This is a genomic window from Actinacidiphila sp. DG2A-62 (assembly GCF_035825295.1).
GTDB lineage: Bacteria > Actinomycetota > Actinomycetes > Streptomycetales > Streptomycetaceae > Actinacidiphila.
This window is the reverse complement of sequence record NZ_JAYMGI010000002.1, coordinates 1,437,636-1,463,042: the sequence shown is the minus strand read 5'-3', so window position 1 is coordinate 1,463,042 and position 25,407 is coordinate 1,437,636. Positions and strand designations below refer to the sequence as shown.

17 protein-coding genes and 1 pseudogene are annotated in these 25,407 nt (G+C 73.7%); 11 read left to right on the top strand and 7 right to left on the bottom strand.

Features of this window, described 5'->3' with window-relative positions:
• Positions 1-172 precede the first annotated feature (172 nt).
• Together VSR01_RS06560 and VSR01_RS06555 are read left to right on the top strand one after the other, a co-directional pair.
• Positions 173-337, top strand: a complete 165-nt coding sequence (locus VSR01_RS06560; RefSeq protein WP_326448331.1) for a hypothetical protein — start codon at positions 173-175, stop codon at positions 335-337.
• 143 nt (positions 338-480) lie between these two features.
• On the top strand, positions 481-2,598 hold the full coding sequence (locus tag VSR01_RS06555; protein ID WP_326448330.1) for an MFS transporter: 2,118 nt from the start codon (positions 481-483) through the stop codon (positions 2,596-2,598).
• A gap of 59 nt (positions 2,599-2,657) precedes the next feature.
• On the opposite strand, the gene VSR01_RS06550 is transcribed toward VSR01_RS06555, so the two are convergent.
• From VSR01_RS06550 to VSR01_RS06545, 3 genes and pseudogenes are all read right to left on the bottom strand, one after another.
• Entirely contained in the window at positions 2,658-4,919 is a 2,262-nt protein-coding gene (locus tag VSR01_RS06550) for a tetratricopeptide repeat protein (RefSeq protein ID WP_326448329.1), read from the bottom strand.
• A 499-nt stretch (positions 4,920-5,418) separates the two neighbouring features.
• Positions 5,419-5,679 (bottom strand): annotated as a pseudogene (locus VSR01_RS37660) (helix-turn-helix domain-containing protein); the annotation flags it as partial.
• A 230-nt stretch (positions 5,680-5,909) separates the two neighbouring features.
• Positions 5,910-6,503 carry an RICIN domain-containing protein gene (locus VSR01_RS06545; protein ID WP_326448328.1) on the bottom strand — a complete coding sequence of 198 codons (594 nt, stop codon included), beginning with the start codon at positions 6,501-6,503 and terminating at the stop codon, positions 5,910-5,912.
• A gap of 650 nt (positions 6,504-7,153) precedes the next feature.
• On the opposite strand from VSR01_RS06545, the gene VSR01_RS06540 reads away from it, so the two are divergent.
• Positions 7,154-7,744 carry a lytic polysaccharide monooxygenase auxiliary activity family 9 protein gene (locus VSR01_RS06540; protein WP_326448327.1) on the top strand — a complete coding sequence of 197 codons (591 nt, stop codon included), beginning with the start codon at positions 7,154-7,156 and terminating at the stop codon, positions 7,742-7,744.
• 231 nt (positions 7,745-7,975) lie between these two features.
• On the opposite strand, the gene VSR01_RS06535 is transcribed toward VSR01_RS06540, so the two are convergent.
• Entirely contained in the window at positions 7,976-9,592 is a 1,617-nt protein-coding gene (locus tag VSR01_RS06535; protein WP_326448326.1) for a DHA2 family efflux MFS transporter permease subunit, read from the bottom strand.
• Between the two features lie 284 nt (positions 9,593-9,876).
• Between VSR01_RS06535 and VSR01_RS06530 the strand changes: the two genes are divergently transcribed.
• From VSR01_RS06530 to VSR01_RS06505, 6 genes are all read left to right on the top strand, one after another.
• The gene (locus tag VSR01_RS06530; protein WP_326448325.1) at positions 9,877-10,488 is read left to right on the top strand and encodes a DUF4442 domain-containing protein; all 612 of its coding nucleotides are present in this window, start codon (positions 9,877-9,879) and stop codon (positions 10,486-10,488) included.
• A 101-nt stretch (positions 10,489-10,589) separates the two neighbouring features.
• Positions 10,590-11,951 (top strand): TrpB-like pyridoxal phosphate-dependent enzyme, encoded by a 1,362-nt coding sequence (locus VSR01_RS06525; RefSeq protein WP_326448324.1) that lies wholly within the window; start codon positions 10,590-10,592, stop codon positions 11,949-11,951.
• 6 nt (positions 11,952-11,957) lie between these two features.
• On the top strand, positions 11,958-13,598 hold the full coding sequence (locus VSR01_RS06520; protein WP_326448323.1) for an aldehyde dehydrogenase family protein: 1,641 nt from the start codon (positions 11,958-11,960) through the stop codon (positions 13,596-13,598).
• Positions 13,599-13,617: 19 nt separating this feature from the next.
• Positions 13,618-14,484, top strand: coding sequence for an SDR family NAD(P)-dependent oxidoreductase (locus VSR01_RS06515; protein WP_326448322.1), 867 nt, complete (start codon positions 13,618-13,620; stop codon positions 14,482-14,484).
• An 11-nt stretch (positions 14,485-14,495) separates the two neighbouring features.
• Positions 14,496-16,310 (top strand): AMP-dependent synthetase/ligase, encoded by a 1,815-nt coding sequence (locus VSR01_RS06510; RefSeq protein ID WP_326448321.1) that lies wholly within the window; start codon positions 14,496-14,498, stop codon positions 16,308-16,310.
• A 4-nt stretch (positions 16,311-16,314) separates the two neighbouring features.
• Positions 16,315-17,889 carry a succinic semialdehyde dehydrogenase gene (locus VSR01_RS06505; protein WP_326448320.1) on the top strand — a complete coding sequence of 525 codons (1,575 nt, stop codon included), beginning with the start codon at positions 16,315-16,317 and terminating at the stop codon, positions 17,887-17,889.
• Between the two features lie 115 nt (positions 17,890-18,004).
• On the opposite strand, the gene VSR01_RS06500 is transcribed toward VSR01_RS06505, so the two are convergent.
• The 3 genes from VSR01_RS06500 to VSR01_RS06490 form a co-directional block, all read right to left on the bottom strand.
• Entirely contained in the window at positions 18,005-19,207 is a 1,203-nt protein-coding gene (locus tag VSR01_RS06500; protein WP_326448319.1) for a S53 family peptidase, read from the bottom strand.
• Between the two features lie 336 nt (positions 19,208-19,543).
• Positions 19,544-21,166: a glycoside hydrolase family 27 protein gene (locus VSR01_RS06495; protein ID WP_326448318.1), complete on the bottom strand. Its 1,623-nt coding sequence runs from the start codon at positions 21,164-21,166 to the stop codon at positions 19,544-19,546.
• Entirely contained in the window at positions 21,166-22,767 is a 1,602-nt protein-coding gene (locus VSR01_RS06490) for an arabinofuranosidase catalytic domain-containing protein (protein ID WP_442785652.1), read from the bottom strand. Before VSR01_RS06490 ends, VSR01_RS06495 begins: the two co-directional genes overlap by 1 nt.
• A 469-nt stretch (positions 22,768-23,236) precedes the next feature.
• On the opposite strand from VSR01_RS06490, the gene VSR01_RS06485 reads away from it, so the two are divergent.
• Both VSR01_RS06485 and VSR01_RS06480 read left to right on the top strand, forming a co-directional pair.
• The gene (locus VSR01_RS06485) at positions 23,237-23,440 is read left to right on the top strand and encodes a hypothetical protein (protein WP_326448317.1); all 204 of its coding nucleotides are present in this window, start codon (positions 23,237-23,239) and stop codon (positions 23,438-23,440) included.
• A 442-nt stretch (positions 23,441-23,882) separates the two neighbouring features.
• Positions 23,883-25,385 carry an endo-1,4-beta-xylanase gene (locus VSR01_RS06480; protein WP_326448316.1) on the top strand — a complete coding sequence of 501 codons (1,503 nt, stop codon included), beginning with the start codon at positions 23,883-23,885 and terminating at the stop codon, positions 25,383-25,385.
• The last annotated feature ends 22 nt before the right edge of the window (positions 25,386-25,407 follow it).

Here is a 25,407-nt window from a genome sequence, read left to right as displayed (position 1 = left end):
ACGCGCCCGTGCGGAGACCGCGTCGAGGCGCTCGACGCCCATGTCGGTCGCCGCCCCCACCACGGGATCAGTGGCCGGCGGACAGGCGACGCATCTGTACTTCCGGGGGTCGGGTCCGGCATCGCCGCCGTGCGGTCGGCCCCCGGGGCACCGGCTCCGCCGCGGCGCGGCAATGGCGGAGAAGCTCTTCGGCGACCGCGTCGTCACGATGAGCGGCATGAAGAGACGACAAGCTCCGGGAGTCTTCGCCGCCGCCGCGACCACCGACTCGACGGGGTCCGCGCCGCTGCCCGCGGGCGCGGGGTCCGGCGCCTCCCGGCGGTCCAGGGTCCGCTGAGGCAGCGCGGGCCGCCGGGGCGGTCGGGAACTCCGGCCCGCGTGCGCCGCCGCACAGCGCCGGCCTGCGGTCGGCGGCCGGAGGCCCCTCCGGTGCTCTGCCACCAGCGGACTCCCACCTGCTCCGACAGAAGGGGTACCGACATGTCAGCACCGACCATCCCGGCCGCGCCGCCGATCGACGCCCGGCGCGGGCTGTGGGGACGCCAACTCGACCGGTATCCCGGGAACGGAGCGCGCGCGCTCTATCTCGGCATCATCGTGGTGAGCACGGTGACGCTGTACTACGAGCTCTTCGTGCAGAACGCGGTCTCGACGCAGATCGCCGCGAACCTGCACATGTCGCTGGCGTACTTCATCGCCGTGATCGTGACCGGTTACGGGCTCGGCGCCGTGGGATCGGTCGTCGCCGGGCTCGCGGACCGCTGGGGCCGCGCGAACCTGGTGGTCTACGGACTGGCCCTGACCGGAGGGCTGGTGCTGTTCGGGCTGCCGAACGCGCACACCAAGCTGACGTACCTGGTGCTGTTCGGACTGGTCAGCATCGTCGAGGGCGTCGTCCTGGTGGCCAGCCCGGCGCTGGTGCGGGACTTCTCGCCGCAGGTCGGCCGGGCCTCGGCGATGGGCCTGTGGACGCTGGGGCCGGTGGTCGGCTCGCTGTTGGTGACCGAGGTCTCCAGCAACACCCTCACCTCGCACCCCGACTGGCAGTACCAGTTCCGGTTCTGCGGCGTCGTGGGTCTGGGGGTGTTCGTGATCGCGTTCGTGGGCCTGCGGGAGCTGGCGCCGCGGCTGCGCGACCAGTTGATGGTCAGCCTGCGGGACCAGGCCGTGGTCGAGGCGCGGGCCCGCGGGGTCGACCCGGACCGGGCCGTGGACGGCCGGTGGCGGCAGGTGCTGCGGACCGACGTGATCGGACCGGCGTTCGGGATCGGCGCCTTCCTGCTGTTCTTCTACATGGCCGTCGGCCTGTTCGTGGTCTTCTACACCACGACCTTCGGCTACAGCCTGGCCCGCGCCAACGCCCTGGGCAACTGGTACTGGGGTCTGCAGGCCGTCGCTCTGGTCATCGCCGGCGTGGTGTCCGACCGGCTGCGCGTGCGCAAGCCGTTCATGGTGGTCGGCGCGGCCGTCAGCGCCGTCGGCGTGGCGCTGTTCGCCCTGGCCACCACGCACGCCGACACCGGCTACTACCACTTCGCGTGGATCATCGCGCTCATCTCGGTCGGCAGCGCGATCGCCCTCTCCGCGTGGATGGCCGCTTTCACCGAGACCGTGGAGAAGCACAGCCCGGCCGCCACCGCCACCGGCCTGGCGATCTGGGGCGCGATGCTGCGCGTCATCGTCGTGGCGACCCTGGGCTCGGTGACCTTCGCGATCCCCGCCGCCGAGACCCTGGTGGACCACGGGCCGCAGGTCGAAGCCGCGGTGGCGGGCAAGGACCCGAACCTGAGCGCGTCGCAGAACGCGATCGTCAAGGCGGTGGCGGCGGACCCGGGCATCGCGGCCAGGGCGCAGCAGCTGGCCGCGCGGGACTCCGCCGAGGTCGCGACCGCCGCGCGCCTGTCACCGTCCGTCTCCACTGCCCTGATCGCGCACCCGGACGACCAGAAGGCGCAGGCCGCGGCGCTGAGCCAGATCTCCGGCAAACCGGTCGGCGAGATCGCCCGGGTGATGACGCTCAGCACGCGCTACCGGGCGCAGCTCGCCACCGCCGCCACCCTCGACCCGGCCACCCAGACCGCCCTGGCCACCGGCGCCACCGACCCGGCCACCCTGGCCAAGGCCGTCGGCGAGATAGCGGCCGGACTGCACGTGCCGGTCGCCACGGCGACCGCGGACCTGCAGGCGCTGGCCGAGGTCCCGCCGGCCGACCTCGTCCTGCTGCGCACCGACGGGCCCGCCGTCCAGCAGGCGCGCGCGAAACTCACCGCGCTGGCCGCGGTCCCGCCGGCCGATCTGACGTTCCTGAACACCTACGGCCGCGGCCTGAAGGACCCCGCGGTCGCGTCCGCGCTGGCCTCCCTGCAGAAGGAGGCGCCGGCGGTGCGGAAGGCGACCGAGGACGGCCCGGAGCAGTGGCAGCGTTGGTGGTGGCTCTGCTTCATCGGCCAACTGGTCTTCCTGCCGTCCATCTGGCTGCTCGCCGGACGCTGGAGCCCCGCCAAGGCCCGCGCCGACGCCGCCGCGCACAACAGCGCGGTCGCCCGCGAACTCGCGGCGCTGGCGGCCGAACGGGCGGAAGGACGACAGGCCGGCTGAGCCGTGCCGGCCGGACCTCCGGCGCCACGGCGTCGACGGCGGCCCGGCGCCGTGTGTCGTCACGACGAGCGCCCGCTTCCGGTCACGTCGGTGAGGCGGGCGCGGACGCGGTCGGCGTCCGGGCGCATGCCGAGGCGCCGGTAGATCTCCAGCGCCTGACGCAGACGGTCGGCGCCGTGGACGGTGTCGCCGGCGTCGAGGTGGCACTCGGCGATGCCTTCGAGGGAGACGGCCTCGTCGTCGTGCTTGCTCAACTCACGGTGCACGGCCAGGGCCCGCAGGTGCAGCGCGAGGGCCCGGGGCCGGTCGCCCATGGCGAGGAGCAGTGTGCCGTAGTGGTTGAGCGCCCAGGCCTCGTCGCCGCGGTGGCCCAGCTCGCGGTAGAGCCGGAGGGCCCGGGTGAGCGCGTCGGCGGCGCCCGTGTGGTCGCCGGCCAGCCGCCGCACCACGCCCGACTCGGCCAGGGCGAGGGCCTGGCCGTGCCGGTGGCCCAAGTCGCGGTAGAGCTGGAGAGCCTGGGCGAGTGCGTCGGCGGCGCCCGTGTGGTCGCCGGCCAGCCGCCGCACCGCGCCCAGGTCGGTCAGGGCGGTCGCCTGACCCTGGCGGTTGCCCAGCTCGCGGTTGAGCTCCAGGGCCCGGGCGAGGGCGTCGGCGGCCGCGGCGAGGTCCCCGACGAAGGAGTGCACGCGCCCCAGTTCGGACAAGGCGGTGGCCTGCCCCTGGCGGTTGCCGAGCTCGCGGTAGAGCCCGAGCGACCGCGTGAGCGCGTCGGCCGCGCCGGTGAACTCCCCGGTCAGATACCGCACCCGCCCCAGCTCGGCGAACACGGTGGCCTGTCCGTGCCGGTTGCCCAGGCCGCGGTAGAGCCGGAGGGCCTGCGCGAGCGCCTCGCCCGCGCCGGCGTAGTCGCCGGTGAGGTGCCGCACGCGCACGAGTTCGACCAACGCGCCCGCCCGGCCCAGGGGTTCGTCCACCTCGGCGTGCAGCCGCAGCGCCAGGCCGAGCGCGTCGGCCGCGCCGGAGGCGTCCCCGGTCAGACGCCGCACGCGGCCGAGATCGGTCAGCGCGCCGGCCCGGCCGCGGCGGTCGCCGAGGTGCCCGGCGGCCGTCTCGTGCACGGCGAGCGCGCGGGCCCACGGCCCGTCCGTCACCATGATCTGGGCCAGCCCGGCGGCCAGCGCCACGGTGTGCGCCCCCATGCCGCGGCCGTGCGCCTGCTCGAAGGCGCCCTCCAGGCCGGCGCGCTCGACGCGCAGCCAGGTCCGCGCGCTCTGCTCGTCCGGCAGGGCGGGCGCGTGGCGGGGCGCGGGACCGCCGGGTCCCTGCCGCGGGACGCGGTCGAGGAGGACGCCGGCGCGCCGTGCGGTGTGCTGATAGTAGGCGAACAGGCGGTCGCGGGCCTGCTCGCGCTGGTCCTCGGGATCGGCGGCGGCCAGGGTACGGGCGTGCGCCCGGATCAGGTCGTGCACGCGGTAGCGGCCCGGGGCCGCGCCGAGCAGCAGGCTGTGGTCGGACAGTTGCTGCACCAGCAGGTCGGCCTCGTCCAGGTCGGCGTCCAGCAGGGCGGCGGCCGCGTAGGCGTCGATCTCCGGTCCCGGCAGCAGGCCCAGGCGGCGGAAGAGCAGCCGCTGCCGCTGCGACAGCTCCCGGTAGGACAGGTCGAACACCGCGGCGAGGCTGCGGCCGGTGACCGTGTACCCGGCCAGCTCGTCGCCGGAGCGCCGCGAGGCGAGCCGGTGGAGCAGCCGCCGCAGGTCCCACGCCTTGCCGCCGGTGCGCAGCAGGGCGGCGGCGATCAGCAGGGCCAGCGGCAGGCGTCCGCATCGCTCGGCGACCTGGTGCCACAGGGACTCGTCGGCCGACCCGGTGTCGTGCCGGGACGCCTCGCGCAGCAGTGCCACCGCCGCGTCGACCGGCAGCACGTCCAAGGACAGCGGCAGGGCGTCGTCCAGGGACGTCAGGCGCCGGCGGCTGGTGATCAGCACCAGGCAGCCTCCGGCGGCGGGCAGCAGCGGGCGTACCTGGTCCTCGTCGGCGGCGTTGTCCAGGACCACCAGGGTGCGGGTGCCCGACAGGCGGTCGCGGTAGAGCGCGGCGCGGGCGTCGACGTCCCCGGGGATCCGCTGGGGCGGGACGCCGAGACCGCCCAGCAGCGCGGCCAGCGCGTCGCCGGGATCGCGCGGCGCCTTCCCCTGCGTGAAGCCGTACAGGTCGAGGAAGAGCTGGCCGTCCGGGAAGCGCTCGGCCAGCCGGTGCGCGGCGTGGACGGCCAGCGCGCTCTTGCCCACCCCGCCCATGCCGTCGATGGCAGAGATCACCACGGCGCCCGGGACGTTCCTGGCCGGCGCGTGGGCGGCCAGGGCGAGCAGGCGCGCGACGTCCTCGTCCCGTCCGGTGAACAGGGCGGTGCCGGCGGGCAGTTGGCGGGGAGCGGGGTGCGTGGCGCGCTCCGGTGTGCTCGCGGGAGCGGGACCGGGAGCGCCGGAGCGGGGGCCGTTGGGGCCGTCGGGACCCGGACCCTCGGGGCGTTCGGGGCCGGGGCGTTCGGTCGGACCCCCGGGGCCGGGGCCTTGGGTGCTCGGGCCGTCGGGACCCGGGACGTCGGAGCCGGAGCCGGAGCCGGAGCCGGAGCCGGAGTCGCCGGGGCCGGGACCGTCGTGGCCGGGGGCCGGGGGCCGGGGTCGGCGGCTCCGCGGTTCCGGGGCCGGCCGGAGGGGGCGGCGGCGCGGCGCGGCCGGCCCGGGTCCTGCTCCTGCGCTGGTTCTCCTCGACCCGGTCGCGGGCGTCGGCCAGCGCGCCGCGCTCGGCCGGACCGGCGCCCAGCACCTCGGCCAGGGCGTCGAACCGGTCGGTGGGCGGCAGGGTGCGGCCGGTGAGGTACTCCGCGATCGCGGCCTGCGACCAGCCGGTCCTGCTCGCCAACTCCCGGTACGTCAGGGGGCTGTCGCGCCGCTCGCGCGCGTGCCGACGGCGCAGGTCCCGTAACAGCGCGGACAGGTCCTCCAGCGTCTGCGCCCGGGTCGCGGCCTGGGCCAGCGCCCCGGAGGGCTGCGCGGGGTGGCGCTGTGCGCCGGGTTCCATCGCCGCGACCTCCGAGGGGGCCAGGACTCGCACGGGGGTGCCGGTGGAGGCAGGCTACCGCCGCCCGCTCCGGGCCGACAGACGGCCGGGGGCCGGGCGGCGTACGGGCGGACGGCCGTCACGGGGGCGCGGACGGGGGCGAGGCCGCCCGGCCGGCGGCCGGACGACCTCGCGCGTGGGCGTCGTCGGAATGTGCGCGGCGACCTCGGTCCGGAACGTGCTCGGCGACGTCAGTACGGACGCCACATGAACTCGCCGCTCGGCGCGCAGGACCACTGGATGACCCAGGCGTCGTAGTCCTTGCGCGCGCCGCCGACGGCCACGCACTTGCCGCTGTTGACGTTCACCAGCTCGTAGGCGCCCGGGTAGCCGGCGAACTCCGGGACCAGGGTGAAGAGCTGGTCGGCGGTGTTGGCGCAGTTGTAGACGAAGACCGTCGCCCCGTCGGCGCGGGACCCGCCCGCGATGGACAGGCACTGGTTGTTGTGCAGGTCGATCAGCTCGTACGCGCCGTTGCCGTTGCTCGCGGCCTCCCAGAAGACGGTGTTGTCGTCGCCGCAGCCCTCCTGGCGCGCCGCGCCCCGCGACTCCGGGTCGTAGGCCAGGCACAGGCCGCTGTTGACGTTGGCGAATCTGAGCGTCGGATTGCCGATGCCGTCGGCCGGCGAGACCGTCCCGGCGGCCTTGCGCGCGCCGGCGGGGGTCGCCGCGGGCGCGGCGGCGTTCGCCGGCGCTGCGGTCACGGCGATGGCGAGGGCCGCGACGGCGGCCATGACCACGCCGATGCGGGCCAGGCCGCGTCGGCGTCGGGTTTCGATGCGCACACCTACTCCTTCGCTGTCTGCTGTCGCTGTCTGCGGTGCTGCGTGCTGTTCCCGTGAGGCGGGGCCAGCGCCGCTCATGGTCACCGCCGGGCACGGGGTCCGCCCGGTATCCCGTCCGCCGCCGGGCACCGGCAGAATCCGGCAGAATCCGCGGGCACGGCTGCGGGCAGGGCGGGCGGGCGCGGCGGGTGCGAGCCGGACGTTCGGGGCGGATGAGCAGGGGATGAGCGGGGATGAGCGCGGACGAGCGCTGATGAGAGTGGAGGAAAACTGTGAGGAATGTGTGGCCGTCGGTGGGCAGACGGTCAGTGCGGCCCGGGTGCGGTCCCGCCGCGTGACGTTCCTTCGACGGCAGGAGAGGGGGAGGGCCATGTCCTGCTCGAACGCGGACTGCCGCAAGGGCGGCTGCAGCAGCGAGCCGCAGGGAACCCGGGCACCCGGCAAGGGCTGACGGCACGGCCACGGACGCGAGCGCGCCGACCGGCGTCAGGACGGCCGAAAGTGGCTGTCATTGTTGTGGACATGCCCATTTTGCGCAGCTACGGTGAGGCGTGGTCTAGACCTGGCGGGCGGCACCGGGCCCGAACGACCCGGTGCCGCCCGGTCCCGGCAGACCGGCGGAATCCCCCCACATTCCCAGGGAGCCTGTCATGCGCAAGAAGCTCGCCGCCGCCGTCGTCGGCCTCGGCTCGTTGAGCGCCGTCGTGCTGGCCACCGGCAGTGCCAGCAGCCACGGGTACATCAGCACCCCGCCCAGCCGCCAGGCCCTGTGTGCGGCCGGCACCGTCAAGAACTGCGGTGACATCCAGTACGAGCCGCAGAGCGTGGAGGGCCCCAAGGGCTTCCCGGCCGCCGGTCCCGCCGACGGCACGATCTGCAGCGGCGGCGTCAGCCGCTTCGCCCAGCTCGACGACCCGCGCGGCGGGGCCTGGCCGGCCACCCGCCTGACCGGCGGCCAGAGCTACACCTTCACCTGGAAGCTCACCGCCCAGCACGCCACGACCGACTTCTCGTACTACCTGACCAAGAACGGCTACGATCCGACCAAGCCGCTGACCCGCTCGGAGCTGGACACCACGCCCTTCCTGAAGGTGTCGTACAACGGCGCCCAGCCGCCGGCCACCGTCGTGCACCAGGGCACCGTCCCCACCGGGCGTACCGGCAAGCAGATGATCGTCGGCGTGTGGACGATCGCCGACACCGGCAACGCCTTCTACGCCTGCTCCGACGTGCAGTTCTGACCAGCCCCCCGGCGCCGCCCCGCCCCCGGCCCCGGGCGGCGCCGGCCTGCCGCGGCGCCGGTGCGGAGGCCGGTGTGCTCGACGAGGCCGCCGGGTTCTGGACGCCCGCGTTGTTGACCGTTCGCCAGGACGGCGTCACGGACACCGCCCGCCGTGCGACTGCGCCGCGCCCGCCGTACGACCGTGCCGCCCGCCGTACGAGCGTGCTGCCTCCCCCCGCAAGACCGTGCCTCACTCCGTCCGGAATTCCAGGCCGCCCTCGGGGGAGGTCGTGCGCTGGGCGGCGGGGTCTCGGTGTTCGCGGTGGCGGGGCAGGAAGACGAACACGGCGACGGCGCCGAGGAGCATGACGCCGGCTGCGGCCAGTGAGGTGACGCGTTGCGCCGAGACGAAGGCGTGCACCGCGTCGGCGGCCAGGGGCGCGCCGCGCGGGCCGAGGCGGTCGGCCACGGTCAGCGTTCCGGCGACGGACTCTCCGGCGAGTGGACGCAAGCCGGCGGGCAGCAGGCTGAGCGGCTCCTGGATCCGATCGCGGTAGTGCGAGGACAGGATGGAGCCGAGCACGGCCACGCCCAGCGCTCCGCCGACCTGTCGCAGCGCGTTGAGCAGTGCCGCGCCGGCGCCCGACGCGCGGTCGGGCAGGGTGGCCATGGCGGCGGTGGTCGCGGCGGGCATGACCAGGCCCATCGCGCTGCCCATCATGAAGAAGAGGACTTCGCACCGCCAGATCGGGGAGTGCTGGTCCAGTGTGCTCACGCCGAGGAAGGTCAGCGCGGTCAGCAGCAGCCCCGCCGTGCACACGGCGCGGACGCCGAAGCGTCGGACCAGGGCGGTGCTCTGCGGGGAGAAGGCGAGTTGGGCCGCGGCGAGCGGCAGCAGGCAGCACCCGGCCCGGAGCGAGGAGTAGCCGCGGACGCTCTGCAAGTAGAAGATCATGTAGAAGGAGGTGCCGAGCAGGCCGAAGAAGACCACGGCGATCGCCGCGGCGGCGGCAGAGAACCGGGCCTGCCGGAACCATCCGAGATCGACCACCGGGTGGCTGCTGCGGCGTTCCCACAGGACGAAGAGGGCGAGCACGGCCAGGCCCGCGAGCGTGTTCCCCCATACCGGCGGCGCCGTCCAGGTGTCGGCCTCGCCGCCCTTGACGATGCCGAGCACGAGCAGGCAGAGGCCCGCCACGCAGAGCAGGATGCCCGGTGGGTCGAAGCGGCTGCCGGCCGGATCGGCCGACTCGGGCACCACGGCGGCGATCGCGGCGAAACCGGCCAGCACGATGGGGACGTTGATCAGGAAGATCGAGCCCCACCAGAAGTGCTCCAGCAGCAGCCCGCCGGTGACCGGGCCGATTGCCACGGCGAGTCCGGCCGACGCCGCCCACAGGCCGATCGCCTTCGGCCGCTCCCGCGCCGGGAACACGTCGGTGATGATCGCCAGCGTCGCCGGCACCACCAGCGCGGCGCCGATGCCCAGGCCCGCGCGGGCGGCGACGAGTTGGCCGGCGTGCTGCGCGTAGGCGGACGCGGCCGAGAAGGCCCCGAACACCAGCAGGCCGGCCAGGAGCGTGCGCTTCCTGCCGAACCGGTCCGCGGCCACCCCGCCGGTGATCAGCAGCGAGGCGAAGACCAGGGTGTAGGAGTCGACCGCCCACTGCAGTTCGCCGGAGGAGGCCCCGAGCCCCGCGGGCGCCGGGAGGGCGAGGGTGCGCAGGGCCACGCTCACGATCGAGGTGTCGAGGACCACCAGCACCAGACTGACGACGAGGGACGCGAGCACCCACCACCGGCGGGGGTGGCCGGCCGTGCGGCCCAAGGCGCCGGTCCCCTCCGACTCGATCTCATCGTGCGGCACGAGAACACCCCGTCATTTCAGTTCGGCGAGCCCGGATATTCGGTCCGGCAATTGCAGCAGATCGGCCGCGGATCCACCAGGCGCCCGCGCGTGTTCCACCGGATCCGGCGAATTTCCGGACGATGGGCGGTGTCCGTGCAATTGCATGTGCTGACATATGATCGCGGTGCACCCGAATGCCCTGCGGTCATAAGCTTGCCCTGCGGCAACATTGCCCATCGGCAACCTTGCACCATTCTGTGCGAGGAAAAAGGAACACGAATCGCCATGCGGCGAAATGCAAAATGTTCCGCCGCCTCCGTGTCACACTCTCGACTGAGTTCGACACCGACATCGACACCGACATCGACATCGCCGAACCGAAGAGATCGGAGACGGTCCTGGAACGCTCGGGAACACAGACCACTCACCAGCCCGGCGCGCCCGCCGCGCCTGCGGCGGCCATCGGCCCGGACGACCTCAGGGCGGCGATCAACGAGCTGGTGCCGTTCCAGAAGTTCGTCGGCGCGCGGCTCGCGGAGCTGGGCGCGGACGGCGCCGTCGCCACCCTGCCCGACGCCCCCCACCTGCTCAACCACGTGGGAACGGGGCACGCCGCGGCTCTTTTCCTGGTGGCCGAGGCGGCCGCGGGAGGGGCGCTGGCCGGGGCGCTGGGCGAGCGGGTGACCACCGTCCGCTTCGTGCTCCGCGCCTCGGAGATCCGCTATCTGCGCGCGGCCCGCGGGCAGCTCAGGGCGGTCGCGGACGTGTCCGGCGAGGACGTGCGGGCGAGGTGCTCGCGGCTCGCCGCCGGAGAGCGGTTCGAAGAGGTGGTGAGTTCGCTCCTCTACGACCCGGCGGGCGATCACGTGGCCACCGCGCAATTCACCTACCACTGCCGAATCCTTCCGGGGTGATCGACGGCCCGCATGCCCGCACGGGTCCGCATGCCCGCATTCCGTCCAGTAGTCAATCATTCGACCGATGTGCGTACTGAACGAAAGGACAGCGAGTAGCCGTGAATTTCCTGGAGCGCCACGACCTTCCCCTCTCGAAGATTCCCAAGCGCTGGTACAACGTAGTCCCCGACCTGCCGCGTATTCCCGACGACTACCTGCACCCGGTGACCCGGGAACCGGTCGACCGGGAATTCATGGAGCGGCTGCTGCCCAAGGCCCTGGTCGCGCAGGAAAGCTCCATGGAGCGGTGGATCACCATTCCCGAGGAGGTGCGGGCGGCCTACCGCCTCTGGCGGCCCACCCCGCTGTTCCGGGCCCACGGGCTGGAACGCCACCTGGACACGCCGGCGGAGATCTACTTCAAGTACGAGGGCGCCAGCCCGTCCGGCTCCCACAAGCTCAACTCCGCGCTGGCACAGGCGTACTACGCGAAGCTGGAAGGCGTGGACCGCCTGGTGACGGACACCGGCGCCGGCCAGTGGGGCAGCGCGCTCTCCCTGGCCTGCAGCCTCTTCGGCATCAAGGCGCTGGCCTACATGGTCCGGGCCAGCTACGAGAGCAAGCCCTACCGCCGGAACCTGATGGAGACCTTCGGGCAGCAGGTGCTCCCCAGCCCGGGGCCGCACACCGAGTACGGCCGGGCGCTGCTCGCCGGCACCCCCGACCACCCGGGCTCCGAGGCCACGGCCGTCTCCGAGGCGCTGGAGACCGTTCGGCGCAACCCCGGGGACCGCTTCTCCATGGGGGCCTTCGCCAACCACGTGCTGCTCCACCAGACCGTCGTCGGCCTGGAGACCCGCGAGCAGTTGGCGGAGATCGGCAAGCAGCCCGACCACCTGGTGGCGTCGGTGGGCTGCGGCAGCAACATGGGCGGCTTCGCCTTCCCCTTCGTCAGCGACAAGCTGGCGGGCGCCGACATCGGCATCCTGGCCGCCGAACCGGCCGCCTGCCCCACCCTGACGGCGGGCGAGTACCGCTACGACTTCGCGGACGGCAGCGGCTCGGGCCCCATGGCCAGGACATACACCCTCGGCTACGAGTTCGTGCCGCCGCCCATCCACTCCGGAGGGCTGCGTTACCACGGCGCCGCGCCGCTCGTCGGGCTGGCCCGCCACGAGGGCATCCTCGACTCCCGGGCGTACGCCCAGCGGGAGGTCTTCGAGGCCGGGACGCTCTTCGCCCGGCTGCACGGCCTGGTCCCCGCGCCGGAGTCCGCGCACGCCATCCGGGCCGTCATCGACCTGGCCCAGGAGTGCACCCGGCAGCGGCGGCACGCCGTCATCGTCTTCTGCTACAGCGGCCACGGCCTGCTGGACCTGGGCGCCTACAGGTCGTTCAACGCCGGGGAGATGGCCGACGCCGAACCGTACGAGGTCGCCCTGGCCGCGGGCGAGCCCGCCGTCGCCGGCCTGGCCGGGTGACCGGCGATGACCGTGCGGGACATCTCCACGACCTCCACGACCTCGACGACCTCGACGACCTCCCCCCTTCGGTACTCCTACCCGCTCTACATCAACGGCGAGGACCGCCCGGGCACCGGCTGGACGTACAGCCTGGACGCCGGCGCCTTCCTGGCCGACCCGCGGGCCTCCTTCGTCCGCAAGCGCAAACTCGAACGGCTCGGCGCCGGCGACCCGGAGGGCGACGTCACCGGCATGGTCGGCCGAGTGGCGATCAGCGGTCCCCAGGACGTGGCCGACGCGCTGGAGGCCGCGCACGCCGCCCGCCGCGAGTGGGCCCGGGTGGACCTGGAGACGCGGCTGCGGCTCCTGCGCCGGCTGCACACCGGCCTCACCGAGCGCTACGACGAACTGCTGGCCATCCTCATCTCCGAGGGACACCCGCGCCGCCTGGCCGAGTGGGAGATCGCGGGCATGCTCATGGGCAGCAGCGAGCAGACCGTCTCCTTCTACCGCGACCAGATGGACCAGCGCTTCGACAGCCCGGACCACACGCTCGCGCTGCTGCGCAAGCCGGACGGCGTGGTCTGCCTCAACCCGCCGCAGAACGCGGCGGCCACCAACTCCGGCCTGGGCATCGCGGCCCTCGCCGCGGGCAACACCCTGGTGGTGAAGGCGCCCCGCACCTCCCCGCTGGGCGTGGCCTTCGTCTACCGCGAACTGGTCGCGCCCGTCCTGGAGGACCTGGGGGCCCCGCCCGGCACCCTCAACCTGGTCTCCGGCCCGACCAGCCCGATGCTGCGGCAATGGCTGGACAGCCCCTACGTCGACGACGTGATGTTCTTCGGCGACAGCGACGTCGGCCTGGAGTTCGGCGCCGAGTGCGTGGCCCGCGGCAAGAAGCCGGTGCTCGAACTGGCCGGCAACGACACGGCCGTGGTGTGGCACGACGCCGACCTGGACGGCGCGGTGGAGGCGCTCGTCGAGTGCTTCTACGGCTCCGGGCAGATCTGCATGGTGCCCAAGTGCGCCGTCGTCCACCCGGACATCGCCGACGAGCTGCTGGCCCGGCTCACCGCCCGCTGCCGCGAACTGCGCCCCGGATACCCGGACGACCCGGAGGTGCTGCTCAGCCCGGTACTGAAGATCGACCGGTTCCAGGAGGTGCTCGCCGAGGCGCGGCAGCTGGGCGGAAAGGTCCTCTGCGGCGGCGAGCGGGTGGACGTCGACGGCGTCCGCACGGTCAACGGCGTCTTCGTCGAGCCCACCGTGCTGCGGGTCGACGGGCTCCGCGAGGCGCGCCGGATGCGGGCCGTGCGGGAGGAGACCTTCTTCCCGCTGCTGTCGGTGGTCGTCCCCGACGACCGCGACGACTTCGACCTCCTCGACGCGGTCATCGCCTTCGTCAACGACAATGAGTACGGGCTCCGCAACTCGCTGTGGTCGCGGGACGAGAAGGTCGTCGACGCCTTCACCCGCGAGGTCACCAACGCGGGACTGCTGAAGGTCAACGACTCCCACATCGGCTTCGTCCCCTACCTCGGCACCCACGGCGGCACCGGCCGCACCGGGGGCCCGTTCGGCGAACTCAACTACCCCATCCTGCGCACCTCCCACCTCCACGGGGTGTCCGTGGCGAAGGCCGGCTCCGGCAGCCGGCCCGTCTGACCCGAACCGAAGGACGCACATGCCCATCTCCCGCGGACAGCGACGGTCCGCCCGGCTGGCCGCACGGGTCGGCGGGCGGCGGGTCCTGGTCACCGGGGCCTCCGGAGCGATCGGCCGCGAGGTCGCGGTGCTGCTCGGACAGGCCGGCGCCGAGCTGCTGCTGCTCGGCCGCCACCCGCAGGAGCTGGACGAGAGCGCGCGCCGTGCCGCCACCGGCGGCGGCACGGTGCGCACCTTCTCCGTCGACCTCACCGACCCCGGCCGGCTGTCGTCGTTCACCGACCGGTTGATCGACGACTACGGCGGAGTCGACATCCTGATCAACAACGCCGGGCGGTCGATCCGCCGCGGCACCGTCCACGCGGCGGACCGGCCGCACGACTACCGCAGGACGATGGCCGTCAACTACTTCGGCGCCGTGGACCTCACCCTGCGCCTGCTGCCCGGGATGCGCGAGCGCGGGCACGGCCACATCGTCAACGTCGGCACCATCGGGCTCCAACTGGGCATGTCCCGGTTCACCGCCTACAACCCCTCCAAGGCGGCCCTCGAAGCGTTCGGCGAGTCGCTGGCCCCGGAGCTGCGCCACGAGGGCATCGCCGTCAGCACCGTCCACCTGCCGCTGGTCCGCACCCGGATGAGCATGCCCACCCAGGCGTTCGCCCGGCTGCCCGCCCTCGACCCCCGGCAGGCCGCACACCTGATCTGCCGCGCGCTGGTGACCAGGAAGCCGCGGGTCTCCACCCGACTCGGCACGCTCGGGGAACTCCTCGGTGTCGCCGCGCCGCGGCTCCGACTGGCCCTGGCGGCCCTGGAATACCGCCATCTCCCCGAATCCCCCGCGGCCATGCGCGGGACCGAGAACGAGGCCGCGACCCATGACTGAGGCTGTGATCCATGACTGAGGCCGTGCCCCACGACCGCCCCATGACCGGGCAGGGACCGGCGGCGACCGACGGGCCGGGGCCCGCGGCGGTCGACGACGCCCCCGCCGGCCATGTCGACCGCGCCCTGGGCGCGGCCACCCTCGCCGACGCCTTCGACCTCACCGCCGAGGCGTACGCCGACCGGCCGGCCCTGACCGGCGCCGACGGCGAGCGGTACACCTGGGCCCGCTACCGCGGCGACGCCCGGCGCTGCGCCGCGGGACTGGCCGGGCTCGGGCTGCGGCCCGGGGACACGCTCGGCCTGCTGCTGGGCAACCGGCCGGAGTTCCACGTGGCGGACGCGGCCGCCATGACGCTCGGCGTGACCACCTGCTCGCTCTACCCGACCGCCCCCGACGAGGAGTTGCGCCACCTGGTCACCGACTCCCGGGCGAGCGTGCTGGTGTGCGACGCCGCCGGCCTGGCCCGCGCCCGCGGGCTGCTGGAGCGCTGCCCCGGCCTGCGCGAACTCGTCGTCGTCGGTCCCGCCGCCGGCGCGGCGGGCGTGCGGACCTATCAGGACCTGCTGGCCGCGGGCGACGCGCACCCCGGGCCCGCGCCGTACCGGGTGCGCGCGCGGGACGTCCTCACCGTCGTCTACACCTCCGGGACCACCGGGCCGCCCAAGGGCGTCGAGATCAGCCATGGCGTGGCGCTGGCCACCGCCCGTGCCTTCCTGGAACGGGCGCCCCTGCCGGCCGGCAGCCGGCTGGTGTCCTACCTGCCGATGGCGCACATCGCCGAGCGGTGCTGCTCGCACTACCTGCCGATGCTGCTGGGCGCCGACGTCACCTGCTGCCCGCAGCCGGACCGGCTGTTCACCGTGCTGCCCCAGGTGCGGCCGCACTGGCTGTTCTCGGTGCCCCGGATGTGGGACAAGCTCCGCACCCGCCTGCTGGCCGAACTGGACGGCGCGCCCGCGGAGTTCCGCGACGGCGTCCTGCGCGCGCTGGAGCTGGGCGCGGCACTGGCCGCGGGGGAGGACGACGACGGGCGGGCGGAGTACCTCCTGCTGGAACGCAGCCACCTGGCGCCCGTCCGCGCGCTGCTCGGCCTGGACGAGGCCCGGCTCGTGCACGTGGGGGCCGCGCCGATCCGCGAGGAGACCATGCTCTTCCTGCGCGCCCTCGGCCTGCCGGTGGGCGAGATCTGGGGCATGACCGAACTGTGCGCCGCCGCCTGCGTGACCGAGCCCGGCCGGCACCGGATGGGCTGGGTCGGCCCGCCGCTGCCCGGGGTGGAGGTGCGGACCGCGCCCGACGGCGAGGTGCTGGTCCGGGGCGCCGTCACGATGCTCGGCTACCGCGGCAGGCCGCAGGAGACCGCCGCGGCCTTCGACGAGCACGGCTGGCTGCGCACCGGGGACCTCGGCGAACTGGCCCCTGACGGCTCGCTGCGCATCACCGGGCGCAAGAAGGACCTGATCGTCAACGCCTACGGCAAGAACATGGCCCCCGCCCGGATCGAGGCGCGGATCGCCGAGGAGGAACCGCTGATCGACCAGGTCTGCGTGATCGGTGACGGACGCCCCTTCAACGTCGCCCTGATCGCCACCGCGGGCCCGGCCGACCCCGACGCGCTCCGGGCCGCCGTCGGCCGCGCGAACCTGCGCCTGTCGCAGCCGGAGCAGATCAAGCGCTTCGCCGTCGTCGAGGACGACTGGACGCCGCGCAGCGGCCTGGTGACCCCCACGCTGAAGCTGCGGCGGTCACGACTCCAGCAGCACTACCGCGAAGTCGTCGCGTCGCTCTACGCGGACGGCGGCCTGACCCCGCTCAAGGACTGACCCGATGCCCCTCGCCCCGAGCGCCACGCAGCCCGCCCCCGCCCCCCGGCCCTCCGAGACCGCCGGCCGCCTGGCCGCGCGCCTGGCCGGCAGCGGACCCGTGCTCACGCCCCTGGCGCCGTTCACCCTGGACGTCATCGCCCGCCTGCCGAGCGCCCTGCCGGACGACGTGGCCCACGCGCACGACCGGGCCGCCGCCGCGCGCGGCGCCTGGGCCCGGCGGAGCGCGCGCGAGCGCGCCCGGGTCTTCCGGCGGATGCAGCACCTGCTGCTCGACCGGCAGCGCGAGGCGCTCGACCTCGTCCAGTGGGAGACCGGGAAGGCGCGTGCCCACGCCTTCGAGGAGCTGGCCGACGCCGCGGGCGTGTGCGGCTACTACGCCCGCCGGGCCCCCGCCCTGCTCGCGCCGCGCCGCCGCCGCGCGGTGGTGCCGCTGCTGACCACGGTCCGGGAGGTGCGCCACCCCAAAGGAGTGGTCGCCGTCATCACCCCCTGGAACTACCCGCTCAGCCTCACCGTGACCGACGTGGTGCCGGCGCTGCTCGCGGGCAACGCGGTGGTGCACAAGGCCGACACCCAGACCGCGTGCACCGCGCTGTGGGCACGCGAACTGTGCGTGGCGGCCGGGCTGCCCGAGGAGGTGTGGCAGATCGTGGTCGGCGACCCCGCGGACGTCGGCCCGGCGCTGGTCGAACGGGCCGACTACCTGGCCTTCACCGGCTCCACCGCGGCCGGGCGCGTGCTGGGCCGCGCCGCCGCCGACCGGATCATCGGCTGCATGCTGGAACTGGGCGGCAAGAACCCGCTGCTGGTGCTCGCCGACGCCGACCTCGAACGCGCCGCGAGCGGGGCCGTCCGCGCCGCCTTCAGCAGCGCCGGCCAACTGTGCATGTCGGCCGAGCGGTTCCTGGTCGACACCGCGGTGCACGACCGCTTCCTGGCGCTCCTCCTGGACCGCGTCGCCGGCCTGCGGATGTCCGCCGCCCTGGACTTCGGCGCCGACATGGGGTCGCTCACCTCCCGGCAGCAGCTCGACCGGGTGCGGCGGCACGTCGAGGACGCCCGGTCCAAGGGCGCCCGGGTGCTCTGCGGCGGACGCGAACGCCCCGACCTCGGCCCGCTGTTCTACGAGCCCACGGTGCTGTCCGGCGTGACACCGGACATGCTCGCGTACCGGGAGGAGACGTTCGGGCCGGTGGTGTCGGTCCGCTCCTTCCAGGACGACGACGAGGCGGTGGCACTGGCCAACGACAGCCCGTACGGCCTGAACGCCAGCGTGTGGAGCCGCAGTCCGCGCCGCGCCGCAGCGCTCGCCCGCCGCCTGCACGTCGGCGCCGTCAACGTCAACGAGGGCTTCCGCACCGCCTATGCCTCCTACGACGCGCCCGCCGGCGGCCGCAAGCTGTCCGGGGTCGGCCACCGGCACGGCGCCGAGGGCCTGTTGCAGTACACCGACCTCCAGGTCGTGGCCGGCACCCGCGCGCCCTTCCTCGACCCCCGCCCCGGCCACAGCGCCGAACGCCACGCCGAGTCCCTCACCCGCCTCGCCCGGGTGAAGGCGGCGCTGCGGATCGACTGACCGAGCGCCGCGTGCGGCGGTGGCCGGGCGCGGCCGCGGGCCGGAGGGGTGCTCCGGCCCGCGGTGTGCGACGGGGCGCCGGGGCCGAGGCCCCGGCTGTCGTGGACGGACGGGATCAGAAGGCGCCGACGCCGTTGGGGGTGCCGAGGCCGGTGGGGCCGTCCCAGCCGGTGCGGGCGGTGCACCACTGGGTGGTGGGGCAGGAGCCGTTGCTGCCGGAGGTCACATCCCACAGCGACGAGGCGTGCGTGTAGGGGTAGTTGTTGTCGATCGATCCGGTGTTGCCGGCGAGGGCGAACACCGAGGCGATGACCGGGGAGGACACGCTGGTGCCGCCGAAGACCAGCCAGCCGGACAGGCCCTGGTAGGCGGTGCTGTCGTAGACGGCGACGCCGGTGGAGGGGTCGGCGACCGCGGAGACGTCGGCCTCGGCGCGGTTGGCGCAGCCGGTGCCGAAGGAAGCGGCGGCGGACAGGGCCGCGTTGTAGGCGGAGCAGCCGCTGCCCGCGCCGCTCCAGGCGGTCTCGGTCCAGCCGCGCGTGGTGGAGGCCGACTTGAGGCTGGTGCCGCCGACGGCGGTGACGTAGTGCGAGGACGCCGGGTAGCTCGCGCCGTAGCCGCTGTCACCGGAGCTGGCGGTCACGGCGATGCCCGGGTGGTTGTAGTACGAGCCGTAGCTCGCGTCCGAGGCGTCCGAGCCGCCGTAGCTGTTGCTGATCGCGACGACGCCGGGGGTGGCCGCCGCGCGGTTCACCGCGGCGCCGAGGTTGGCGAAGCTGGACGACTTCGCCTCCACCAGCAGGATGTGGCAACTCGGGCAGATCGCGGAGACCATGTCCAGGTCCAGGGAGATCTCCTGGGCCCACCCGCCGTTGGCGCGCGGGTAGCTGGTGCCGCCGTTCTGGTCGATCTTCTTGAAGCAGCCGTTGGCGGTGGTGCACGCGGGCAGTCCGTACTGCGCGCGGTAGACGCCGAGGTCGGCCTCGGCGGTGGGGTCGTCGTAGGCGTCGACGATGGCCACGGTCCGGCCCGCGCCGGCCGTGGCCGAGGGCAGGTTGTACGCCGACTGCAGGCTGGAGGGGCCGTAGCCGGACGGCGTGGCGTGCGGGGCGATCGAGGCGGCCTGCGCCGTGTCGGTGCGGACGATCGCCTTGCAGGAGGCGAAGCCCGGCTTGCTCGCGGCACAGGAGTGCGCGGTCTTCGCCGCGGGTGACGCCGCGGCGTGCGAGGCTTCCGCCGGCCCGAGGACCGCGAGCGGGATCCCCGCCAGGGCCGCCGCGCCGATGCCCAACAGCTTCGCGCGTGAGCGCAGTTGCATAGGACTCTCCTTGAGGTCATGGCCGGTCGGTGTGCCGGCCTCGGCGGTCCTCCCGGTTCCCGGTCGCCCCGGTGGTGCGGACCGTGCCGGCAACGGCCGTGTCAGGAGAAGAGCGGCGAAGGGCGACGCGGGCGGAGAGGAACGCCCGGGCCGGTGCAGTGTGCAGGTTTGGCAGGTACAGCGCAACCTCCCGCATAAAGGGGTCGATTTCCTCTGATACGGCGCGTCTGCGCACTGCGGGCACGGCGTCGGACGTCCCGGCGGTGGGAGGGGGCGCCGCTTGCGCGCGCCCCGCACCGCCGGGCGGCCGGGCGGGGGAGGGGGAGGTACGCCCGCCTAACCGAGGGCCCACTTCTGGTTGGACTGGTTGTTGCAGGTCCACAGCTCGACGAGGGCGCCGTCGGCGGTCGACGCGCCGGTCACGTCGAGGCACAGGCCGGACTGGACGCCGGTGATCGTGCCGTCGCCGTTGACCAGCCACTGCTGGTTCGGCTGGCCGTTACACGTCCAGACCTCCACCTTGGTGCCCGGCGCGGTCTGGTTGTCGTACGCGTCCAGGCACAGCTGGGAGCCGCCGGCGCCGACGGTCAGCTGGTTGGACGCGTTGTGCGTCCAGGTCTGGCCGGTTCCGCCGTCGCAGGTCCTGATGTCCGCCTGCGTGCCGGCGCCCGCCGAGCCGGGGACGTCCAGGCACTTGCCCGCCCCCACCGCGCGGACCGCGCCCGTGACGGTGCCGCCCCCGCCGCCCGTGGTGCCGCCCGCCACCCGGTACATGGCCGTGCCGTGGGCCGGCACGGACGCGCTGATGGCGCCCGAGGTGCTGGACGTCGCGCCGGACCACAGATCGGTGAGCGTGTAGGACGACGCCCCCGTCTTGCCGATCGCGGCGGCCGACGTGCTGATCGTGGCCGTGGAGCCGGTCTCGTTGAACAGCGCCACCGACACGTCGCCGCCCGCCAGCGGCTTGGCGAGCACGTCGAGGCCCCCGGAGGAGGAGACCAGGACGCCCTGCTTGCCCAGGGAGTCCTGGTCCACCGCGATCACACGGGTGTTGGTGTAGGTCGACAGCGTTGTGGCGCTCGCCGAGGCGATGTTCGTCCCGGCGATCAGCGGCGCCGCCATCTCCGCCCACAGGCTGAACTCCGACCGGGCCTCGGTGGCCGTCAGCGAGCCGTTGCCGACCTCCAGCATGTCCGGGTCGTTCCAGTGGCCGGGTCCGGCGTACGAGGCCAGGCCGACGTTGCTGTGGAAGATCGACAGCATGCTGGAGAAGCTCGCGGAGATGTCGCCGGTGGTGCGCCAGCTGTTGCCGACGCCGGCGCCCCACGTCCAGACGTTCTCCTGGCCCCAGTTGCACAGGCTGTACAGGATGGGGCGGCCGGTCGCGGCCAGGGCGTCGCGCATGGCGGTGTACCGGGTCTGCGCCGGGACCCCGTTGTTGTTGCAGTTGTCGTACTTCAGGTAGTCGACGCCCCAGGAGGCGAACGACTGGGCGTCGGTGGTCTCGTGCCCGAGGCTGCCGGGGTAGCCGGCGCAGGTGGCGGTGCCCGCGTCCTCGTAGATGCCGAGCTTGAGGCCGAGCGAGTGCACGTAGTCGGCGGTGCCCTTGATGCCGTCGGGGAACTTGGCGGGGTCGGGCACCAGGTGGCCCGAGGAGTCCCGGGAGTGCGTCAGCCAGCAGTCGTCGATGTTGACGTAGGTGTACCCGGCCGCCTGCATGCCGTTGGTGTGCATCGCCTGCGCGGTGGACTTGATCAGCGACTCGGAGACGTTGCAGCCGTAGGCGTTCCAGTCGTTGAAGCCCATCTGGGGGGTCGTCGCCAGGCCGTTGCCGAGCGCCGCGGCCGGCGGCGCGGCCCCGGCGGACACCAGGGGGACGAGCAGGGAGAGCAGCAGGCCGGCGAGCGCCAGGAGAAGCGTCCGGTGGCGTTCTGCCGCGGCGCGAACATGACCGTTCATCAGTGAGCGACCTCCGTGAACCGTTGGGGTGGGGGGATGGGCGGGTCCTCGCGGCGGGGGCGCGCCGGCGCGGCCGGGTGGGGCGGTCGGCCCGAAGGCTCCGCCGTCCCACCCGGCCGGCCGGACGGATGCGTCAGCCCAGGGCCCACTGCTGGTTGGACTGGCCGTTGCAGGTCCACAGTTCGGCGAGCGCGCCGTTGGCGGTGGAGGCGCCGGTGACGTCGAGGCACAGGCCGGACTGGAGGCCGGTGACGGTGCCGTCGGAGTTCAGCTGCCACTGCTGGTTGGCGCCGCCGTTGCACGGCCAGGTCTCGACCTTCGTGCCCGGCGCGGTCTGGTTGTCGTAGGCGTCCAGGCACATCTGGCTGCCGCCGGTGACGACCGTGAGCTGGTTGGACGAGGTGCGGGTCCAGGTCTGGTTGGCCTGGCCGCTGCAGTCCCAGATCTGCACCTGGGTGCCCGCGGTCGCCGAGCTGTTCGGCACGTCCAGGCACTTGCCAGGCGCCGACGGCCCGCAGCGGTCCGGTGGACGTCCCGCCGGTGGAACCGCTGCCGTAGTTCACCGAGTTGATGTTCGCCTGCACCGCGTTCTCGGTGGCGTCGGAGGGGTAGCCGCTGGTCATGACGCCTTCGTAGAAGGTGCCCTGGGCGCCCTTGCTGTTGTCGCCGCCGGTGCCCAGGATGATGGCACCCTGCTTCTTCATCGGGTTGTAGCCCGAGACGTTGGGCCGCACGCCGTCGTAGAAGGTGGACAGCCCGCCGGACTGGGCGTTGCCGCCGCGGATGGCCCAGTGGTTCGGGCCGCCCTTGATGATGGCGGTGGTGTAGCGGTAGTTGATCGTCGGGTCGTTGGCGTTGTAGTGCTGGTTGACGCCGGAGAACAGGCCGTTCTCCAGGTCCGCCATGATCCACGGGCCGTTGCCGGCGCCGTAGCCCCAGACCTTGATGTTGCCGAAGTAGATGGCCTCCATCGTGCCGTTGCCGTCGTCGCGGCTGTCGGTCTCGGCGTTGCCGTAGTCGAAGCAGCAGCCGCCGTTGTAGTGGGTGCCGTCGAAGATCGCGTACATGCCCTCGGGGTTGTCGCCGGTGGCGATGCCGTTGGTGTGGTTGTCGCGGTAACCGGTGCCGGGGGCGACGAAGACGCCGTACGCCTTGTGGCCGCCGACGGTGGTGGGGGCGGCGGTGGCGTTGGCGAGGTTGTCCGGGCCGCCGGCCGCGCTTCCCGCGGGGGCCTGGGTGAGGTTGTTGCCGCGGCCGGACTGGTCGTAGATGACCGTGATCAGACAGGTGGTGCGGGAGCAGAACGAGTCCTGGGCGGAAGCGTCGGCGTAACCGCCCGCCGACAGCAGGCCGATGTCCTTGGTGGCGTTGTCCGAGGAGCGGCGCACCTGGTACAGCGGGCCGTTGTACGACGAGTACAGCGCGCGGGTGGTGCTGTGCGCGGCGACACAGGGGGTGCCGCCCGAGGCGTAGATGTCGCAGGGCAGCGACCCGGCCGCCTGGGACGACGACGTCGTGCCGGCGAGCACGCCGGCGATCAGGGCGACCGCGCCCAGAAACGCCGGCAGCCAGCGGGTGAGCCGTCTGCCGGGGCGGGCCATTGCGAGTGCGGACACGGAGTCCTCCTTATGTGGGGGGAGCCGGGCGCGAACATCCGGACACCGCGCGGCGGCGGTGCCCCCGGCGCCCGGAACAGGCGTCGGTGCAGGGCGGATGTGCGACTCGACGGAATGTGAGCGCTAACACTTCAGTGGGGTTTTCTCCTGCCGTCGGAGAGGTGGTGTGTGTGGGGAACGACCGCAGCGTGCAGGAGGAGGGGGGTGATGTCAATCCCTCCGTGCGAGCGAACCGTCACCCGGGGTGCTTCCCGGGTGTCCTCAACCCGGGTCGCATCGCCCGGTGCACGGCCCTTGTGCTCGGCTCGGGAGGTGTGTCAGCCTCGTGTCGACCCCGGTGTCGGCTCACCGGACCGTGCGCGCGCGGTCCCGGGACGGCTCGGCGTCGCATCCCCCCACCTCGGGTTGTGAGCGCTCACATCAGGCTCGCGGCCCATGCTTCAGGAGTGTCCACATGACGCAGCAGAGCTTCCGCGGCCTGCCGCCGCCCTGGCCGGGACGAGGCCGCACGCCCGCCCGGCCGGGCGGGTTCCGGCGACACCCGTATGCCGCCGCCCTCGGCGCCCGCGGGGTGCGCCGGCTCCTCGACGACGACCGGACGCACCGGCCCCCCGGCGGCGGCGCGGCGCACGACCACCGGGCGCGCCGGCCGCGCTGAAGCAGGGCGCGCCCCCACGCGCGCCGTGCAGCCCGGCAACCGCGCCCGCTCGGCAACCGCGCCCGCGGGGCGGCCGTCGACGCCCAAATCCCGGCGCGGCGCACGAGCCGCCTGCCCGGACGCGGGCGGCACGCGGCAGGACCGGCCGCCGAACACCGCGAACGCTCTTCCTCCGGGGCGTCCGCCCGGCATGCCGGTTCCCCGGGACGCGCCCGCCCGCGCGCCCGGCCCCGCTCCGGAGCGGCCGGCGGCGGCGCGCCCGCCCTGCTCCGGCAGCGCGCCGGAGCCTTGCGGCCGTACGCGGTCCCGCGGGTGACCGCGGTCCCGGCGAGAGCCCTCGCTCCCCGGACCGTGCACGGCCGCGCGCCCGCTTCCCGCGCGCGACCGCTCCCGCCGGGCAGCGCCCGCGAAAGACGAAGGAGCAACACGAAGGAGGTACGCGATGCCTTCCGGCATGCGCACGATCCGCACACCACGCGGCCGATCGGGGGCCCTGGCCGCCGCGGTGGCCGTGACGGCGGCCACGGTCCTGGCCGTGCTCTCGGCCGCCCCGGCGCACGCGGCCACCACGCTGCGGTCGCTGGCCGAGGCCAAGGGCAAGTACTTCGGCACCGCGCTCACCGACGGCGACCTGAACGTCGGCGGCGAAATGGCGGTCGCCGGCGCGCAGTTCGACATGGTGACGCCCGGCAACGAGATGAAGTGGGACACCACCGAGCCCTCCCGCGGGTCGTTCAACTTCGGCCCCGGCGACCAGATCGTCACCTGGGCGCAGGCGCACAGCGCCCGGGTGCGCGGCCACAACCTGGTCTGGCACGCCCAGCTGCCCGGCTGGGTCGGCAGCCTGCCCGCCAACCAGGTCCAGAGCGCGATGGAGTCCCACATCACCGGCGAGGTCAGCCACTACAAGGGCAAGATCTACGCCTGGGACGTGATCAACGAGCCGTTCAACGAGGACGGCAGCCTGCGTCAGGACGCCTTCACCAACGCCATGGGCTCCGGCTACCTCGCGGACGCGATCCGTACCGCCCACGCCGCGGACCCGAACGCCAAGCTGTACATCAACGACTACAACATCGAGGGCGAGAACGCGAAGAGCAACGCCCTCTACAGCCTGGCGCAGTCGATGCTCGCGCAGGGCGTGCCGCTGGGCGGCATCGGCCTGGAGAGCCACTTCATCGACGGCCAGGTGCCCTCCTCCATGCTCGCGAACATGCAGCGCTTCGCGAACCTCGGCCTGGACGTCGCCGTCACCGAGCTGGACGACCGGATCCAGCTGCCCGCCTCCAGCGCCAGCCTGCAGCAGCAGGCCGCCGACTACACCACCGTGGTCGACGACTGCCTGGCGGTGGCGCGCTGCGTGGGGGTGAGCCAGTGGGGCGTCGACGACGGCCACTCCTGGATCCCCGGCACCTTCCCCGGGTACGGCGCGGCCACGATGTACGACAGCAACTACCAGCCGAAGCCCGCGTACAACGCGGCGGTGGCCGCGCTGGGCGGCTCCACCGGCGGCACGACGGGTGGCACGACCGGGGGCACCGGCGGCGGGTCGACCGGCGCACTGCGCGCCATGGGGGCGGGCAAGTGCCTGGACGTGCCCAACTCCTCGACCACGCCCGGCACCCAGGTGCAGATCTGGGACTGCAGCGGCCAGGCCAACCAGACCTGGACCCGCACCTCGTCCGGACAGCTCACGGTCGCCTCCGGCGGCGGTCAGCTGTGCCTGGACGCCTACGACAACCAGACGTCGCCGGGCACCAAGGTGGAGACCTGGACGTGCAACGGCCAGTCCAACCAGCAGTGGAGGTTCAACTCCGACGGCACCGTCACCGGCGTGCAGTCCGGTCTGTGTCTGGACGTCACCGGCGCCTCCACGGCCAACGGCGCGCTGGTCGAACTGTGGACCTGCAACGGCGGCAGCAACCAGCGATGGACCCTCGGCTGACCCCGGCCGGCCTTCGGCGCCG